The organism is Paracoccus salipaludis (assembly GCF_002287065.1).
GTDB lineage: Bacteria > Pseudomonadota > Alphaproteobacteria > Rhodobacterales > Rhodobacteraceae > Paracoccus > Paracoccus salipaludis.
In genome coordinates this window covers 1-2,982 of the sequence record NZ_NSJZ01000050.1, presented here as the reverse complement: position 1 = coordinate 2,982, position 2,982 = coordinate 1, and the positions used below count along the sequence as shown (strand labels likewise).

Annotated in this window: 4 protein-coding genes; all 4 read right to left on the bottom strand. The window is 67.0% G+C overall.

Going from position 1 to position 2,982, the window contains the following annotated elements:
• Positions 1-195: phage portal protein (locus CK240_RS17245; protein ID WP_167650105.1), on the bottom strand; the 195-nt coding region annotated here is incomplete at its 3' end.
• Positions 192-740, bottom strand: a complete 549-nt coding sequence (locus CK240_RS17240) for an HK97 family phage prohead protease (protein WP_205957905.1) — start codon at positions 738-740, stop codon at positions 192-194. The genes CK240_RS17245 and CK240_RS17240, both read right to left, overlap by 4 nt.
• Positions 737-1,981: a phage major capsid protein gene (locus CK240_RS17235; protein ID WP_167650104.1), complete on the bottom strand. Its 1,245-nt coding sequence runs from the start codon at positions 1,979-1,981 to the stop codon at positions 737-739. Before CK240_RS17235 ends, CK240_RS17240 begins: the two co-directional genes overlap by 4 nt.
• Before the next feature lie 358 nt (positions 1,982-2,339).
• Positions 2,340-2,982, bottom strand: a 643-nt coding sequence (locus tag CK240_RS17230) for a terminase TerL endonuclease subunit (protein ID WP_240517555.1), incomplete at its 5' end; no start/stop codon positions are given.

Genomic DNA, 2,982 nt, shown 5'->3' with positions numbered 1-2,982 from the left:
GCGGTAAACCAGCAGGGGCAGGCTGGCGATGGTCTCGCTGATGATCTGGACGCAGGCAAAAACCCCGCTCAGGTTCTCGGCCAGAGGCGGGGTCAGGGGCATGTCCTGCACCTCGTAACCGTCTCTCATGCGGTCCCAGGTGCTCGAGGAACGGGCTTCGGTCTTCGCCCCGAAGATGCGGCGCAGCAGGCTCATAGGGTTTCCATCCATCGCCGGGCAACCCGCAGGCGGGGTGCAGTGAGGGTTGCCAAGGCGCGGCGGGCCACCTCGGTGTCGGGATAGGCCGGGGTCGCGGTGATGGTGATTTCGTGAAGGTCGAGGTCGTGCAAGTCGCGCTGCACCCGGTCGCCGGTGACGGTCCAGGCATCGCCGCCCGGCGCCACCGTGAAGGCGAAGGATGCGCCCCGAATGTCGCCCCGTTCCACGCTCACGGCCAGGTCGCGCGCCGTGGTCGTGTCGGGCATGTCCACCTCGAAGTGAAGCCCGCGGCTATCCTCGGCCAGCCTCAGGGTGCCCGCAGAGCGGCGCCCTAGCACCAGATGCGGCATGTGATGCACCAGGGCCAAGGGGTCGAGGCGGTTGCCTTGCAGGGTCCGGGTGAAGGCACCGGGCCGCACATACTCGACAAAGCCCCCCAGGTCTTCGGACGGGCTGTCGAAGACGGCGGCATAGCCAGCGAGGCGAAGGGCGTTGCCGCCCCCCACGCTGCGAAGCTCTATGGCGGCCCGGCGTTCGGTCACGGCGTAGGCACCGCCGTCACATCGTCGGCAACCGCGAAGCTCTCGCCATGCCGCACACCCACGTCAACGTCGCGCATCGCACGCACCATGACGCGGCCCCGGCGATAGGCTTCGTCGGCAAACGGGTTCACCAGAATGTCGGTGCCGGACCAGTAACCCACCAGCAGTTGCGACCAGGCGCCGAAGATGGCGGTTCCGTTCGGCAGGGCATTGGTGAGGGCGTGGCCGTATCCGGCGATCTGCCCGCCGTCCATGATGTAGCCGCCGCCCGCGTCACCCGTCACCTGCATGGTGTTCATCAGCACCGCCGCCGCTGCCGGGCTCAGGGCCCAACCCAGGTTGCCGAAAGCGGCGTTCGCGCTCAGCACCGCCATAGGCATGGCGAGGGCTTCCGCCCGGCTCGGAGTTGCCAGCGTCAGGTTGTGCACCCCTTCGGCGTTCACCACCCCAACCGGGGTGTTGCCGGTGCCGTCACCGATAAGGGCGGCCTTGTCGATGGCGGCCGCGATGACATAGGCGAGGTCGCGGCGCACGATGTCCTCAATGCCAGGCACGGCGTTGATGAGGGTGCGGCGGCTGTAGCTGGTCAGGGCGCCAACCGTGTGCGGGCTCAGCGTCACATCGTCAAAGGTGAGGTCGGTTTCCGTCAAGGGTTGGTCTTCGGCAACCCATTGCGCCGTCGCGCTGCCGGTCTGCTTGGGAATGTCCTGGTCGCCCACCAGGTTGTCGAGCACCGTTGCCCCCAGGCGGCCGATAACCAGCGCATCCCGCAGCATGTCGATGTAGAGGTCGGCCCGGTGCTGCGTCGGATAGAGCGGCGCGGCGGCCCCGGTCGTCAGCATGGTGCGGGTGAAATACTGGTCAGGAACCGCGATGCCTTGGAACTTGCGGCCGGAACGGCGCTTCACCTCGGCGCTCATTTCCCGCTCGAACCCGGCGTCAACGTCTTCGCCCATTGCCGCCCCAATGGCGCGCACCAGCGAGAAGTCGCGGGCCCGATCCTCGAACCGGCCGTCACCCGTGCCGTTGTGGACGATGGCAGGCGCGGAACGCTCGGCTTCGGCCAGGAACTTGGCGCGGTCGATCTTGCCGTCGAGGGCGCGCACCTCGTCTTTCAGGGTGCCGAACTCGGCGCTTTCGGTGTCGGACAGGTCGCGGGTCTCGGTCTCGGCCTTGTCGGTCAGGGCACGCATCTTTGCGATGGTCCGCGAACGCGCTTCTTGCAGCTCGTGTAGTTTCATCTGGTCCTCGAGGGTCGCCCCCTCGGGGGCAGGTTGCATATGCTAGGATATGCTAGCACATGCTAGGGGATGCAAGCAACCCTAGCGGCAACCCGCCGTGGGGTGCCTCTCGCCCGCGCGCGCGTGGAGGAACTTGCGGGTTGCAAGAAAACCCGCAAACCGAACCGCCGGTGCCTCTCGCCCGCGCGCGCGTGGGGGGAGTGCGGATTAACGGGGTCAATTTGATCTCTTTTTTCTCTCGCCCGCGCGCGCGTGGGGTGCCCGGACAACCGTGTATCAATTCGATCTACGGTTGCGCCTCGCCCTCGCGCGGCAACCCGGCATGGGGTGCCGAAGCAAGGGTCAATTTGAGCCTTGCTTATGCCCCTACGGCGATAAGCCCCCGGCTGGCATAGACGCTCGGCTTCTTCGCCGGGGTGCGGGCGGCAACCCCTACGGCCATGCTGAGGGCCACGGCGCCGTCGATGCGGCCCCGGCTCTTGTCCTTCACCAGCTTTCGATTGCCTGCCGGGTCGGTCATGGTCACGGCGTTGGACAGGCACCAGTCAAGCACGGGATGCGAGGGGTGCCGCAGGGTGCCTTGCAAGATGGCGGTCTCGAGGGCGTCGATGGCCGGGCTCATGTCACGAAAACCTTGCCCCCAAGGCTGCATCGTCAGCTTCACCCCTTCGTCGGCCATGTAGCGTTGCACCTCGTCCATTTTCCAACGGTCGAAGGCGAGGGCCTGCACGTCATAGTCCTGCACGATCTCGCCCAGGCGATGCACGATCCATTTCTTGTCGATCGCGCGGCCGGGGGTTGCCTCGAGGAGCCCCTGCCGGGCCCAAAGCTGATAGGGCACATGGTCGCGCCGTTCGGCTTCCTCGAGCCCGTCACGGGGCGCCCAGAACCAGGCGCGCACGTCGCCGCTGTCGGGGAAGAACGCGACAAGGGCCGTGAGGTCGGTTGTGGCGCTGAGGTCGAGCCCCAGATAGCACCGCTGCCCTAGCAGGTCGCCCGGC

Bases quoted from the DNA above. Each gene is read 5' to 3' on its own strand.
- CK240_RS17235 (WP_167650104.1), bottom strand. From the start codon at position 1,981: ATGAAACTACACGAGCTGCAAGAAGCGCGTTCGCGGACCATCGCAAAG.